At 68.4% G+C, this 14,098-nt stretch carries 11 protein-coding genes; 10 read left to right on the top strand and 1 reads right to left on the bottom strand.

Going from position 1 to position 14,098, the window contains the following annotated elements; genetic code table 11:
- The first annotated feature begins 28 nt into the window (after positions 1 to 28).
- From ASE83_RS07450 to ASE83_RS07490, 9 genes are all read left to right on the top strand, one after another.
- Positions 29 to 733 (top strand): NAD-dependent deacylase, encoded by a 705-nt coding sequence (locus tag ASE83_RS07450; protein WP_055786086.1) that lies wholly within the window; start codon positions 29 to 31, stop codon positions 731 to 733.
- A gap of 3 nt (positions 734 to 736) precedes the next feature.
- On the top strand, positions 737 to 991 hold the full coding sequence (locus tag ASE83_RS07455; protein ID WP_055785977.1) for a hypothetical protein: 255 nt from the start codon (positions 737 to 739) through the stop codon (positions 989 to 991).
- A 420-nt stretch (positions 992 to 1,411) separates the two neighbouring features.
- The gene (locus ASE83_RS07460) at positions 1,412 to 2,638 is read left to right on the top strand and encodes an MFS transporter (RefSeq protein ID WP_055785980.1); all 1,227 of its coding nucleotides are present in this window, start codon (positions 1,412 to 1,414) and stop codon (positions 2,636 to 2,638) included.
- Between the two features lie 137 nt (positions 2,639 to 2,775).
- Complete coding sequence (locus ASE83_RS07465) at positions 2,776 to 5,673, top strand: TonB-dependent receptor (protein ID WP_082443198.1); 2,898 nt, start codon at positions 2,776 to 2,778, stop codon at positions 5,671 to 5,673.
- 110 nt (positions 5,674 to 5,783) lie between these two features.
- Complete coding sequence (locus ASE83_RS07470; RefSeq protein ID WP_055785982.1) at positions 5,784 to 7,301, top strand: tryptophan halogenase family protein; 1,518 nt, start codon at positions 5,784 to 5,786, stop codon at positions 7,299 to 7,301.
- Positions 7,298 to 7,972, top strand: a complete 675-nt coding sequence (locus ASE83_RS07475; RefSeq protein ID WP_082443199.1) for a DUF6445 family protein — start codon at positions 7,298 to 7,300, stop codon at positions 7,970 to 7,972. Before ASE83_RS07470 ends, ASE83_RS07475 begins: the two co-directional genes overlap by 4 nt.
- Before the next feature lie 25 nt (positions 7,973 to 7,997).
- A complete protein-coding gene (locus tag ASE83_RS07480; RefSeq protein ID WP_200921839.1) occupies positions 7,998 to 9,089 on the top strand; it encodes a LacI family DNA-binding transcriptional regulator in 1,092 nt (363 codons plus the stop codon).
- Between the two features lie 121 nt (positions 9,090 to 9,210).
- Positions 9,211 to 11,466 carry a beta-glucosidase gene (locus ASE83_RS07485; protein WP_082443193.1) on the top strand — a complete coding sequence of 752 codons (2,256 nt, stop codon included), beginning with the start codon at positions 9,211 to 9,213 and terminating at the stop codon, positions 11,464 to 11,466.
- Entirely contained in the window at positions 11,463 to 12,869 is a 1,407-nt protein-coding gene (locus ASE83_RS07490) for a glycoside hydrolase family 30 protein (protein ID WP_082443194.1), read from the top strand. Before ASE83_RS07485 ends, ASE83_RS07490 begins: the two co-directional genes overlap by 4 nt.
- A gap of 67 nt (positions 12,870 to 12,936) precedes the next feature.
- Here the strand turns inward: ASE83_RS07490 and ASE83_RS07495 are convergent, their stop codons facing one another.
- Positions 12,937 to 13,656, bottom strand: coding sequence for a helix-turn-helix transcriptional regulator (locus tag ASE83_RS07495; protein ID WP_055786093.1), 720 nt, complete (start codon positions 13,654 to 13,656; stop codon positions 12,937 to 12,939).
- Positions 13,657 to 13,750: 94 nt separating this feature from the next.
- Here ASE83_RS07495 and ASE83_RS07500 point away from each other — a divergent pair.
- The coding region (locus ASE83_RS07500) for a GFA family protein (RefSeq protein WP_055934304.1) at positions 13,751 to 14,098 on the top strand (348 nt) is incomplete at its 3' end.

The following is a 14,098-nucleotide window of genomic DNA, read 5'->3' on the forward strand; positions in this document are numbered from 1 at the left end:
GCCGCCGCCGCTCGCCTATGCAGCGGCGATGCACAGCGTCCGCAACATCGTCGTCCTGACCGGGGCGGGGGTCTCCGCCGAATCGGGCATCGCCACCTTTCGCGGCCCCGGCGGGCTGTGGGAGGGGCACCGGGTCGAGGATGTGTGCACGCCGCAGGCTCTGCGTGCCGATCCGGCGCTGGTCCACCGCTTCTACGACCTGCGCCGCGCGGCGCTGGCCGGGGTGCGGCCCAATGCGGCGCATCACGCGCTGGCCGCGCTCGACCGGGCATGGACCGGCGAACTGCTGATCGTGACGCAGAATGTCGACGACCTGCACGAACGCGCCGGGGCGAGGCGGCTGCTGCACATGCATGGCGAGCTGTGTTCGGCACTCTGCGCGGCCTGCGGCGTTCGGGTGCCGCACCGGGATGCGCTGCCGCCGGGGAGCGTGTGCGCGGCCTGCGGCGCTGCGGCGCTGCGGCCCGACATCGTGTTCTTCGGCGAGATGCCGTACGCCATGGACCGCATCGTCGCGGCGATCGGCGCGTGCGATCTGTTCGTATCGATCGGGACATCGGGCGCGGTCTATCCCGCCGCCGGCTTCGTCGAATGGGCGAAGGATCGCGGTGCGGCGACGCTGGAACTCAATCTCGAACGCTCGGCCGGATCGGACCGGTTCGACGAAAGCCGCCTCGGCCCGGCCGGCGAACTGGTGCCGGCATGGGTCGATGCGCTGCTACGGGCGGGGTAGCGCGTGGCGCGCCGGAAACGCATCCTGACGGCGACCATGGCCGATGGCTGGGTCAAGACGATCGGCCCGACCAGCGCGCCGTTCACCCATTTCTGGCGGATCGTCGCGCTGCTGGAAAACGGCCGGACCGAAGTGTTCTGGGGCCATGCCGCATCGTTGAAGGAAGCCACCGGCAAACAGGCTGCGACCCGCGACGCCGCGCGGCAGCGCGGGTGGCAGAGCTACACGTTCGAGGTGGTGGAACTGGTTGAGGGGTAGGGGTACGTCGTACCTTTGCGCAGGTTGGGGGGCTACGACCGATCGACCTTCAGCTACTCCCGGTATCGTTGCTGATCGCCGCCTCCAACCTCTCCGTCACCCCGGACTTGTTCCGGGGTCCACCGAGCCGCGATCACGGTCGATAGAAGCTCATGCCGCATCGATTGCCGCACCGTGGACCCCGGAACAAGTCCGGGGTGACGATAGGGCAGGTGAATGTCGCTCGGCCCAGGACCGAGCGGTGTTCATCCAGGGCGCCACGACCGGCGTACCCCCCGTGCGCGCGGGGGTGCGGTTGGTGTGTGAGGCAGGGGCGGGGTCCTTCGTCGTGTCATACCGATCGGGAAGAATGGCGACCGGTTGCGGCCCGCCCCCGGCCGCGCGATACAGCGTGTCTTCACGACGAAAGGACGAACCGTCTTGGCCCAGCCCCCGGCGCCCGCGTCATCGGACGATCTGGTCGCGGCGCGGCTGTTCCGCCTGTCGCTGGGCGTGTTCTTCATCGGCGGGTTCGTCGCGTCGTCGATCAGCCTGCTGGTGCCGCGGATGCGGCTGACGCTGGGCCTCGATTACCTGATGGCGACCAGCATCCAGCTTGCGTCCTTTTCCAGCTATCTGTTGTTCGCGGTGCCGGTGGCGGCGATCGTCGCGGTCACCGGCTATATGCGTGCCCATGCCATCGGGCTGTCGCTGATGGCGGCGGGCTGCGTCGCGCTGGTCGCGGGGCTGATGCGGGAGGGCTATCCGCTGATCCTGCTGGCGCTGCTGGCGGTGTCGACCGGCGCGACGTTCCTGCAGATCGCCAGCAATACCGCCGCGACGATCGTCGGCGATCCCGCACGGGCGGCGGTCCGGCTGAACCTGCTGCAGGGGTTCAATTCGATCGGCACCGTGATCGGCCCGGCGCTGGGCGCGACGACGATCCTGTCGGCCAGGGCGGCGAGCGATCCGACCGGTTCGATCCTGCCCTTCGCGCTGGCCGCGCTGGTCCTGACGGCGCTCGCCTTCGCCTTTTTCCGGCGGCGCGACCTGCTGAGCGGACTGCCGGCGGGGGCGCCGCATATCGCGCGGGCGACATGGGTCGCGACGCTCGGCGATACCCGGTTGCTGGCCGGGGCGGCCGCGATCTTCTGCTATGTCGGGGCGGAGGTGGCGATCGGCGCGCTGCTGACCGATTTCCTGATGAGCCGCCATGCGCTGGGCTGGCCGGCGGAAAGCGCTGCGCGGTTGGTCGCGCTCTATTGGGGCGGGGCGATGGTCGGGCGTTTCGCCGGGGCGGCGATCCTGCGGGTCGTGCCGCCCGCCCCGGTGCTGGCGCTGGCCGCGCTGCTCGCCACGTTGCTGGTCGGCGGCGCGGTACTGGCGAGCGGGGCGGTGGCCGCTGCGTTGCTGCTGCTGGTCGGGGTGGTCAATTCGATCATGTATCCGACAATCTATGTCCTGGCGCTGCCCGACCGGCCCGAGCGCGCCGCGCCCGGCGCGATGGTGCTATGCATCGCGGTGGTCGGCGGGGCGGTGGTGCCGATGCTGACCGGCGCGCTGGCCGACCGGATCGGGCTGGTCCCCGCGCTGTTGCTGCCCGCGCTGTGTTACCTGCCCATCCTGGCCTTCGCGCGGCGTTTCCGCGAGCCGCGCACTGCGGGCTGAGATCGGCGGCCGTTTTTCGGATTGCACCCCGGCAACTTTGTGTTACAAAATTGGAAGCGCTTCCAATTCCGCCATCGGACGGAGTCGGGCGAGCGAATGAAGCCGGCCGCAGACCGGCTCCTTAGGGGAGGATGGACATGAATTGCGCACGCGCGCGTCGGACGACGACGCTGATCTCGCTGCTGCTCGGCTCGACCGCACTGGCACCGGGCGCCCTGGCGCAGGAGGCGGCGGCACCGGTTCCGGGCGAGGAGGCCACCGCCGGCGATCCGCAGGAGACTGCCGCGCCCGCCGATGGCGAGATCGTCGTCACCGGCATCCGCCGCGGCGTCGCCGACGCGATCAGCCTGAAGCGCGACAACACCTCGATCGTCGAGGCGGTGTCGGCCGAGGACATCGGCAAACTGCCCGACGTGTCGATCGCGGAATCGATCGCGCGCCTGCCCGGTCTGGCCGCACAGCGCGTCGCCGGCCGGGCGCAGGTGATCTCGATCCGCGGTCTCGCCCCCGATTTCACCACCACGCTGCTCAACGGGCGGCAACAGGCGAGTTCGGGCGACAACCGCGCGGTCGAATTCGACCAGTACCCCTCTGAACTGCTGTCCAGCGTCGTCGTCTACAAGACGCCCGACGCCCAGATCGCCGGCATGGGCCTGTCGGGCACCGCCGACCTGCGCACCGTCCGCCCGCTGACATTCGGCAAACGGGCGTTCGCGGTGAACCTGCGCGGTGAGAAGACCGAAGGCGGCAAGCTGAACGACGATGTCCGCAACATGGGCTACCGCGTCAGCGCCAGCTATATCGACCAGTTCGCGAACGGAACGATCGGCGTGGCGCTGGGCTATGCGCGGATCGACTCCCCCTCGGGCAACCGCCATTACAAGGCCTATGGCTACGAAGCGTTCGGCGACCAGACCGATGCGAACGGCGTGGCCGTCAACGTCGTCCGGCCCGACAGCGCGGACGGTGCGCTGCTGGTCAACGGGCAGGAGGTGTTCGTCACCTCGCGCAGCAACGTCCGCGATGCGTTCATCGGCATCCTCGAATGGCAACCGGGCGACAGCGTGCATTCGACGCTCGACCTCTATTATTCGAAGTTCCGCCAGAACGAGGTGACGCGCGGCGCGCAGTGGTTTTCCAACCCGTTCGCCGACGGCCTGACCTATACCGGCGTCACCACCGACGATCGCGGCGGGACGAAGCTCGCCACCGGGGGTGTCGCGGTCGGCGCGGTGCCGATCGTGCGCAACGACAATAACAAGCGCAACGACGAGCTGTTCTCCGCCGGGCTGAACAACGAATTCCGCCTCGACGACCGGACGCAGTTCGTCGCCGACCTGTCCTATTCGATGAACAAGCGCGACGAACAGATCCTCGAAACCTATGCCGGCTATGGCCTGGGCAGCGGCGGGGTGACGCCGGGCACGCCGAATGTCGGCCGGACGCTGGACAATATCGGCTTCACCACGCCCGAGGACGGCTTTGCCCGCTATGACGAAGGGCTGAACTATGCCGATGCGAGCCGTGTGTCGCTGGGCGACCGCGCGCCGTGGGGCGGGTGGGGCCATGACGGTGCGATCCGGTTCCCGAAGGTCGATGAAAAGGTCTATGCGCTCGACCTGCGCCTGTCCCGCGAGGTCGACGGCTTCTTCAGCGGGTTCGACATCGGGGTGAACTGGACCCACCGCAGCAAGAACAAGACGGTGGACGACAACGACCTGTTCCTGAAGAACGGGCGGCAGCAGGTGCTGGTCGACGGCAGTTTCCTGCAGAAGCCGACCGACCTCGGCTTTGCCGGGTTCGGACAGGTGCTGTCGTTCGATCCGTCGGCGTTGCTGTCACGCTATTACGACATCACCCCGATCCGCGACGCCAATTTCTACGACAAGAACTGGTCGATCCTCGAAGACGTCATCACCTGGCACGCCAAGGCGAATATCGACTGGGGCCGGCTGCGGGGCAATGTCGGCGTGCAGGTCGTGAACCAGGACCAGTCGTCGACCGGTGTGGTCATCAACGGCCTGGAACCCGGACAGCCGATCGTGCCGCAGCGCATCCGCGACGGGGCGAGCTATACCGACGTGCTGCCCAGCCTGAACCTGATCTACGACCTGGGCGGGGGGCACCGGTTGCGCTTCGCCGCGTCCAAGACGATGGCCCGGCCGCGGATGGACGACATGCGCGCCAACGTCGCGCCGGGGTTCAATTCGCTGGTGTGTTCGGGCCAGCCCTGCGCACCGGGCACGATCGTCAATCCATGGTCGGCATCGGGCGGCAATGCGAAGCTGAAGCCGTGGCGGGCCAATGCGCTCGACGCCGCCTATGAATGGTACATCAACCCGACGACGTACCTGTCGATCGCCGGCTTCTACAAGGACATCCAGACCTATATCTACCAGCAGTCGGGGACGTTCGATTTCAGCGGCATTCCGCTGCCCACGACCGCCAACGCCATCCCGCCGGGCGTCGTCATCAGCAATATCGGCCAGATCACGCTGCCGGCCAACGGCAAGGGCGGCACGGTCAAGGGGCTGGAGTTCAGCGGCGCGTTCAACTTCGGCACGCTGGCGTCGTTCCTCGACGGGCTGGGCGTGCAGGGCAGCCTGTCGCTGACCGAATCCAACCTCAATCCGACCAGCAACCCCGACCCGACCCAGGCGGTGCGCATCCCCGGCCTGTCGGGCACGGTGTACAACCTGACCGGCTATTACGAACGCGCCGGGTTCCAGGCGCGGATCAGCCAGCGCTATCGCTCGGGCTTCAAGGGCGAGGTGGTGCAGCTGTTCGCGACGCGCGGCTTCACCGAGATCCTGGCCGACAAGCAGGTCGACGCGCAGGTCGGCTACACCGTGCAGGGCGGTGCGCTCGAAGGGCTGGGCGTGCTGTTCCAGGTCAACAACCTGACCAATTCGCCGTACCGCACGCGCCTCGGCCTGGATGGCGGCGGGACCAAGACGTCGGACGGCGGATCGCTGCTCGAAACCTATGAAACCTATGGGCGGCAGTTTCTGCTGGGGTTCAACTACCGCTTCTGATTTCCCCCCGGCCTCGCGGCGGGCGGTGCTCGCCGCGATTTTTTGGGGGTATGACAGGAGATGGGAGCACGGCGGATGCACGACCGATCGAGGAACGACAGGACCACCCGATGACCCCGCTCAAACGCATCCTGATCGCCGGCGGCGGATCGGCCGGGTGGATGACCGCCGCGATGTTCGCGCGGCTGTTCAAGGGCCGCTATGCCATCACCCTGGTCGAATCCGATGCGATCGGCACGGTCGGGGTGGGGGAGGCGACGATCCCCGCGATCAAGAAGTTCAACGACCTGCTCGGGCTGGACGAGGACGAATTCCTCCGCCGGACGCAGGGCAGTTTCAAGCTGGGCATCCGGTTCGACGACTGGTCGCGGATCGGCAGCAGCTATGTCCACGGCTTCGGCGTCATCGGTCGCGACCTCGAATGGCTGCGCTGCCACCAATATTGGACGAAGCTGCATCGCGAAGGGCGCGGCGGGCCGCTCGACGACTATTCGATCAACACCGTCGCGGCGGTCGCCGACCGCTTCATGCGCCCGCGCGCCGACATGCCCGACAGCCCGATCGGGCAGATCGCCTATGCCTTTCACTTCGACGCCGGCCTCTATGCCGCCTATCTCGCCGATTATGCCCGGACCCGCGGCGTCGAGCGGCGCGAGGGGGAGATCGTGGCGGTCGGGCAGGACGCCGACAGCGGATTCCTGCGATCGGTGACGCTGGCCGATGGCAGCGTGATCGAAGCCGACCTGTTCGTCGACTGTTCGGGCTTTCGCGGGCTGCTGATCGAACAGGCGCTGGCGGCGGGCTACGAGGCGTGGAGCCACTGGCTGCCATGCGACCGGGCGGTGGCGGTGCCGTCGGCGCGCGCGGCGGACTTTCCACCCTACACCCGGTCGACCGCGCGACCCGCCGGGTGGCAATGGCGCATCCCGCTGCAACATCGCACGGGCAATGGCCATGTCTATGCCAGTCGCCATATGGACGATGCGACCGCCGAGGCGCTGCTGCTCGACCATCTGGAGGAACCGGCGATCGGCACCCCCCGGCGGCTGTCGTTCGTGCCGGGCAAGCGGCGCCGGGCGTGGGTGCGCAACTGCGTCGCGATCGGCCTGTCGGCCGGGTTCCTCGAACCGCTGGAATCGACCGGGCTGCACCTGATCCAGTCGGCGATCCTGCGGCTCGTCCGGCTGATGCCCGATGCCGCGTTCGACCCCGCCACCATCGCCGAATATAACCGCCAGACCGATTTCGAGATGGAGCGCATCCGCGACTTCATCATCCTGCATTACAAGGCGACGCAGCGCGACGACACGCCGTTCTGGCGCCATGTCCGCACCATGGACGTGCCCGACACGCTGGCGCGCAAGATGGCGCTGTTCGCCGCCAACGGCCGCATCTTTCGCGAGGATGACGAACTGTTCGCCGAGGAAAGCTGGATTCAGGTCCTGATCGGGCAGGGGATCGTGCCCATGGCGCCCGACCCGCTGGTCGACGTGACCCCGGCGGCGGAGATCGACCGCCATCTGGCCGATGTGCGCGGGGTGATCGCCAAATGCGTCGCGCGGATGCCGGCGCACGACGCCTTCGTCGCGCACCACTGCGCCGCACCGCCGCCGGACGCCGCGCGATGACGCCCGAGGTCCGGGTCGAACGGATCGGGCAGGAGGGCGAGCCTATCGTCATCGTCGACGGCTTCGCACCCGATCCCGATCGCCTGATCGCGGAGGGGTGCGCCGCGCCGCTGCAGGCGGACGGGGGCAATTATCCGGGTGTCCGCGCGCCCGTGGACCCGCGCTATTGCGAAGAGGTGGGCGCGCTGGTCGCCGCCGCCGCACGGCGGGTGTTCGGCCATGCAGAGCGGCTGACGTTCGACCGGGTGCTGTTCTCGCTGACCACCACCCCGCCCGCCGCGCTGCGTCTTGCCCAGCGGTTGCCGCATATCGATGCGGTCGAACCGGGGCGTCTGGCGCTGGTCCATTATCTGGGGCGGCGGGCATGGGGCGGCACGCGCTTCTTTCGCCATCGCACGACCGGGTTCGAGACGATCGGGCCGGACCGGCACGCCGCCTATCTGGCGGCGCTGGCCGACGACCTGGCGCGCGAGGGCGAACCGCCGCCGGGCTATATCGCCGGGGAAACCGGCCTGTTCGTGCCGATCGCGCACGTCACCGCGCGGCCCAATCGCGCGGTGCTGTATCGCAGCCACCTGCTCCACTGTGCCGCGATCGACCATGGTCGCGTCCTGCCCGCCGATCCGGCGACCGGGCGGCTGACGATCGCCGCGTTCCTGAGCGCGGCGTGATCGTACCGTCGCTTGCGCACCGCCCGTGCCGCTGTCACACGACGGCGGTCGGATCGACGGGGGAGCGGGACAGGCAGTGACGGCGCGCAAGCCAACGATCGACGATGTCGCGCGCCTGTCGGGCGTGGCGCGCGCCACCGTGTCGCGCGTGCTGAACGACGGTCCCAATGTCAGCGAACGATCGCGCACCCGCGTGCTGGATGCGGTCGCTACGCTGGGCTATCAGGTCAATCTGCAGGCGCGCTATCTGGCGGGCGGCGGCAACCGGTCGGTGCTGCTGATCCTGGCATCGGATACCGAGAGCGAGCCGAATTCCTATTACCAGTCGGCGCTGGAGATCGGCGCGCTGCGCATCTGCGCCCAGACCGGCATCGAACTGGCCACCCATACCCTGCAACAGACCCGCGCCGATGTGGATGCGCGGCTGATCGAACTGGTCGAGGACAGCCGCTGTTCGGGCGTCATCCTGACCCCGCCCTTTTCCGACCGGATCGAGCTGCTGGCCGGGTTGCAGCGCACGGGCACGGTCGTCGTCCGCATTTCGCCCGCCGCGCACGAGGCGGACGGCATTCCGGGCGTCGGCATGGATGACGAGGCGGCGGGCTTCGCGCTGACCCGCTACCTGATCGCGCTCGGCCATCGCCGCTTCGGCTTCATCCAGGGACTGGCCGAGCATCTGTCCGCCGAACAGCGGTATCGCGGGGCCATGCGTGCGCTGGCGGACGCGGGGCTTGGGGCGGATGCGATGCGGGCCGAACGCGGCAATTTCACCTTCAAGGCGGGGGTCGACCTGTTGCCGGGGCTGGTCGCGCGCGCCGATCCGCCGACAGCGGTCATCTGCGCCAATGACGATACCGCCGTCGGCGCGCTGTTCGCCGCGCACCGGGCAGGGATCGACGTGCCGGGCGACCTGTCGATCGCCAGTTTCGACGACACGCCGGTATCGGCGCTGGTGTGGCCGCCGCTGACCACCGTGCATCAGCCGCTGCAGGCGATGGGCACGCGCGCGATCCAGATCATCGCCGAGACGCTGACCGGCGGTGCGCCGGCGGTGACCGGGGCCGAATTGCTGCCGTTTTCGATCGTCGAACGCGGATCGGTCGCGCGGGTGGGGTGATCTTCTCCCCTCCCTTGTCGGGGAGGGGAGCCAACTCCCGCCAAAGCGTTTGACTCCACGCCCGAAACCACGGATTACCGTCGTTGGAAGCGCTTCCAATTGCGCCATCGAAGGAGAGGATATGACGCCGTTCGCTCGGGCGATGCCGTGGCGCGTCGCGACGACGCTGCCCGCCCTGTTGCTGGCGACCGCCGCCATGGCGCAGACCACGACCCCGCCGACCCCCGACGACGCCGAAGCGCGCGCCGACACGCTGGTGCGGCGAATGACGCGCGAGGAACAGCTGCGCGCGGTGTTCGGGTACTTCCCGCCGATGAGCAAGGATCGCCCGGCCGACATGATTCCCTCGGCGGGCTATGTTCCGGGCGCGCCGCGCCTCGGCATCCCGACGCTGCGGGAAAGCGATGCCTCGCTCGGCGTCGCGAACCAGATCGAACAGCGTAAGGGCGACGTCGCGACCGCGCTGCCTGCCAGCCTCGCGCTCGCCGCCAGCTTCGATCCCGATCTCGCCTATCGATCGGGCGCGATGATCGGGGCGGAGGCGCGGGCCAAGACGTTCAACGTTCTGCTGGCCGGGGGCGTCAACCTGACCCGCGATCCATGGGGCGGGCGGACGTTCGAATATCTGGGCGAGGACCCGCTGCTCGCCGGAATCATGGCCGGGGAGTCGATCCGCGGCGTCCAGTCGAACCATATCGTGTCGACGGTCAAGCACCTCGCGATCAACCCGCAGGAGACGCTGCGCACGACGATGGACGCCCGCATCGGCGAGGCGGACCTGCGCGAAAGCGACCTTCTGGCCTTCCAGATCGCGATCGAGCGCGGGCGGCCGGGGTCAGTGATGTGTGCGTACAACAAGCTGGACGGCGACTGGGCGTGCGAGAATGATTTCCTGCTGAACCGGGTGCTCAAGCGCGACTGGAGCTATCGCGGGTGGGTGATGAGCGACTGGGGCGCGGTGCATTCGACGGTGAAGGCCGCCAATGCCGGGCTGGACCAGCAATCGGGCCGCGAACTCGACAAGGCGATGTATTTCGGCAAGCCGCTGGCCGATGCGGTCGCGGCGGGCACGGTGTCGCCCGCGCGCCTGGCCGACATGAACCGCCGCATTCTGTGGGGTGTGGTGTCGACCGGGCTGATCGACCATCCGGTGCCGACGACCGCACAGACCATCGATTATGCCGCCAACGCCCGCGTCGCGCAGGAGGCGGCGGAAAAGGGCGCGGTGCTGTTGAAGAATGACGGCGACCTCCTGCCGCTGGCCCGCAGCGCGAAACGCATCGTCGTGATCGGCGCCCATGCCGATGTCGGCGTGCTGTCGGGCGGCGGGTCCAGCCAGGTGCGGTCGGTCGGCGGTGCGCCGGTCGAAATCCCGCTGACGCAAGGGGCGGCGGCGTCGTTCGCGCGGATCACGTGGCACGCTTCCTCCCCGCTCGCCGCGATCCGGGCGATGGCACCGGGGGCGACGGTCACCTATGTCGATGGCAACGATCCCGCCGCCGCTGCCGCCGCCGCGCGCACCGCCGACCTCGCCATCGTCTTTGCATGGCAGTGGCGGACCGAGGCGCAGGATGTCGAAAGCCTCGCGCTGCCGGGGTTGCAGGACATGCTGATCGACGCGGTCGCCACCGCCAACCCCCGCACCGCCGTCGTGCTGGAAACCGGCGGGCCGGCGCTGATGCCGTGGCTGAAGAAGGTCCCGGCGGTGTTGCAGGCATGGTATCCGGGGCAACGCGGAGGGGAGGCGATCGCCAACCTGCTGTTCGGCGCGGTCAATCCGTCGGGCAGGCTGCCGATGACCTTTCCGGCCAGCATCGATCAGGCCCCGCGCCCGGTCATCGCCGGCCTGGCCGAGATGAAGGCCGCCGATGCTGCGCGCAAGACCGGCGGCACTTACGGCATGGTCGAGCGCGAGCTGGCCCCGGTGGTGCCGTATGAAGAGGGCGCGGCGGTCGGCTATCGCGGCTATCTGAAGGAGGGCAAGCGGCCGCTATTCCCGTTCGGTCACGGCCTGTCCTACACCCGGTTCCGCTATGACGGGCTGAAGGTCGAGGGCGGGGCGGACCTGCGCGTGAGCTTCACCGTCACCAACACCGGTCGTGTCGCCGGGGCGGACGTGCCGCAAATCTATGCCGATGCCGGCCGCCGCGCGGGCACGACGACCCGCCTGGTCGGGTTCGAGCGCGTGACGCTGGCACCGGGCGAACGGCGGCGGGTGAGCGTGACCGTCGACCCGCGCCTGATCGCCGATTACGATGTCGCCGGGCGCCGCTGGCATGTCGCCGCCGGCCGCTATCCGGTCACGGTCGGGCGGTTCGCCGGCGACCGGACCCTGTCGGGCACCGCCATCCTGACCGAACGGAGCGTGAAGCCATGATCCGCCGCCCCCTCCTTGCCGTCGCCGCCCTGCTGTCGATCGGTGCCGCGCCCGCGCCGCCCGCCGGGGTGCGGGCGTGGCAGACTGATGCCGATGGTACGCAGCGTCTGACCCCGGTCGCGCTGTCGACCGGTCCGGCGGGGGAGGGGGCGACGATCGCGATCGATACCACGCGCCGCTACCAGACGATGGTCGGCTTCGGTGCGTCGATCACCGATGCCTCGGCGATCCTGATCCAGCGGCTGCCCGTGGCGCGGCGACAGGCGTTGTTGCGCGAATTGTTCGGCAACGGCCCGCAGGGGCTGCGCCTGGGCTTTACCCGGCTGACCATCGGCGCGTCGGACTTTTCGCCGACGCATTACAGCTTCGACGACATGCCCGCCGGCGTGCGCGACCCGGACCTTGCCCGCTTCTCGATCGCGCCCAACCGTACCACCGTGCTGCCGACCGTGCAGGCCGCGCTGGCGATCAATCCGAAACTGGTCGTCATGGCCAGCCCGTGGAGTCCACCGGGGTGGATGAAGACCGGGGATTCGATGATCGGCGGCACGCTGCGCGACGATACCTATGCTGTCTATGCCCGCTATTTGGTGCGCTATCTGCAGGCCTATGCCGCACAGGGCGTGGCGATGCGCTATGTCACGATCCAGAACGAACCTGATTTTTCGCCTAAGGATTATCCCGGCATGAAATGGCCCGCGCGCGACCGGGCGCGGTTCGTCGGGCGGTATCTCGGCCCCGCACTCGAACGGGCGAAGCTGCCGACCCGCGTGCTCGAATGGGACCATAATTGGGATCAGCCCGACCAGCCCGAGACGGTGCTGCGCGATCCGGTGGCGAGCCGATACATTCCCGGTATCGCATGGCATTGCTATGGCGGCACGGTCACGGCGCAGGCGCGGGTCCATGCCGCGTTTCCGACCAAGGACACGTTCTTCACCGAATGTTCGGGCGGGGGCTGGCGGCCGGGATGGAAGAACGGCTTTAGCGACGCGATCCGGAACCTGATGATCGGATCGACCCGCAACTGGGCACGCGGCGTGCTGCTGTGGAACCTCGCGCTCGATCCGAAGGGCGGGCCGAACAAGGGCGGCTGCACCGATTGTCGCGGCGTCGTCACCATCGACCCGTCAACGGGCAGCGTCCGGCGCGAGCTGGAATATTATGCGCTCGGCCATCTCAGCCGCTTCGTCGCCCCCGGCGCGGCACGGATCGACAGCAGCGAGACCGCCGACATCGCATCGGTGGCGTTCCGCAACCCCGATGGCGGCATCGTCCTGCTCGCCTATAATCGCGGCGACGTCGCCCGACCGTTCACCGCGCGCACCGGCAGCCGCAGCGCGCACCATCTGCTACCGCCGGGCGCCGCCGTGACGATCCGCTGGGACCCGTCCGGGCGCTGAGGCTTGGCTTTACATAATCTTTGTTATCGGATGTGAATGTTGCGGTCGGTTTAGTTCTCTTGCCGGTCTAGCGCAGGCCATGCTCGCCCGGCGGTATCGTCGCAGGGTATGGTCGCTGTGTCGCCTTCCAGCGTTTCAGCAGGGTTGCGTGGCGTTCCGGGATGCGCGCGGCCGTCACGGCGAGCGCCTGAATGCGATCGGTGCGAAAGTGGCGGAAATCCTGTCGTCGCTCGCACCATGCGACGATGATGCGCACCTCTTCCAGATAGGCGATGAAGATCGGCCAGATCGTGCGGTCCGTGACGCCGCCATCGGCATCGCGGTAGGTGAGGGCGAGGCGGACGCGGTCGCGCAACGCGCGGCGGACATGCGCCATGTCGAAAGTCTCGACAGGCACCGCCTTGAACGAAATCGGCTTCAGCGTGGCATCCAGCAATACCGGGCGTAACGATTCCGGGGTCGCGTGGGCGATCTTGGCGATCAGGTCACGCGCGGCGCGCCCAAGTGCCGGGTCGCCGCGCTTCATTACCCATGCCGCACCCAATATCGCCGCTTCGAGTTCGTCGGCCGTCAGCATCAGCGGCGGCATGTCGTATCCATCGTCGAGGACGTAGCCCGTGCCGGCCTCGCCGCGCACCGGCACGTTCTGGGCGATCAGTTCCGCCATGTCGCGGTACAGCGACCGCAGCGAGATGCCGAGTTCCTCCGCAAGCTGCCGGCCGGTAACGGCGGTGCGGCGGCCGCGAAGGATCTGGATGATCCGGAACAGGCGTTCGGTGCGCCGCATCGTCACTTGCTCCATGCTGCCAGACTGCTGCCATAACGGTGGCAACAGCACCCTGCTAGGCATCGCTTCGGACAAGATATCGAAGGGATGGACGATGGAACGACAGGGTGGATGTGCCTGCGGTGCGATCCGGTTCAGGATCACCGCACCGGTGTTGGGCGTCGGGGCATGTCATTGCACCGATTGCCGCAAGATGGCCGGGGGCGGTCCGAACTATGTCGCGCTCGTACCGGTGCCGGCGCTGGTGATTTCGCAGGGGGAAGCGAGGATTTTCCACAGCAAGGGCGACAGTGGCGCGGACATCGGGCGAGCCTTCTGCGCGGACTGCGGCACCCCTTTGTGGAGCGTGCCCGCCCACGAGCCGTTCGTCACGATCAAGCTCGGCGCGCTCGACGACAGTGCCGACCTTGCGCCACGGATGCACATCTACACGGGTTCCGCG

It is taken from the genome of Sphingomonas sp. Leaf32 (genome assembly GCF_001421765.1).
Taxonomy (GTDB): Bacteria; Pseudomonadota; Alphaproteobacteria; order Sphingomonadales; family Sphingomonadaceae; genus Sphingomonas.